Here is a 613-nt window from a genome sequence, read left to right on the forward strand (position 1 = left end):
AGCTAAAAAGGAGTTTTTTTAAATACTTTTTTAGGGTTATGAATCCTTATTTCATACCTTAAAAAGATATGGATATTGTTGTTCTGTATTATGCTTCTTTATTCTTGTCATAAAAAAGCTAATTCTATATTTGTTGCCTTAAAGTTTATTCCGTGTTTCATTGTTGATGGTTGGGTATACTTGTATTTGCTAAACCGATTTAAGTATGTAGCAATGGGATTGTCTACTTGTATATTTGCTCCAATGTCAACTCTGCAAACACTCGCTTTGTTTATAGGTAGATTTAGAACTAGACTAAGATCATTAATAGCGTTTTTAATATCTTCTCTTGATAATATGTGTGCTACATTATCTCCATGGACGTATTTGCATAGGCTTCCTTTGTTAATACATATTCTTTTTGAAGTAATTGTTATAGTGTAGTTTTTATATAATCCTACAACTTTACGACTGTTTGTTTCATAATTTATCCCATCAGATATTACTGTGGTTAAATACTGTGGTACCTCTTCTAAAAAAGATACTTCAGGATATTCGTATTGTCTTAAAATCAAATCTAGTGTATCTATCATCTTTTACATATTTTAATGTATAAAATATATCTTGATAGTAA

At 28.4% G+C, this 613-nt stretch carries 1 protein-coding gene; it reads right to left on the reverse strand.

Annotation, left to right across the window (positions count from 1 at the left end):
- Nucleotides 1-107: 107 nt before the first annotated feature.
- Entirely contained in the window at nucleotides 108-572 is a 465-nt protein-coding gene (locus DXA15_RS25175; protein WP_128135859.1) for a phage/plasmid replication protein, read from the reverse strand.
- Between the last annotated feature and the right edge of the window lie 41 nt (nucleotides 573-613).

The sequence above is a fragment of the Parabacteroides sp. AM58-2XD genome (assembly GCF_003463685.1).
Lineage (GTDB): Bacteria > Bacteroidota > Bacteroidia > Bacteroidales > Tannerellaceae > Parabacteroides > Parabacteroides segnis.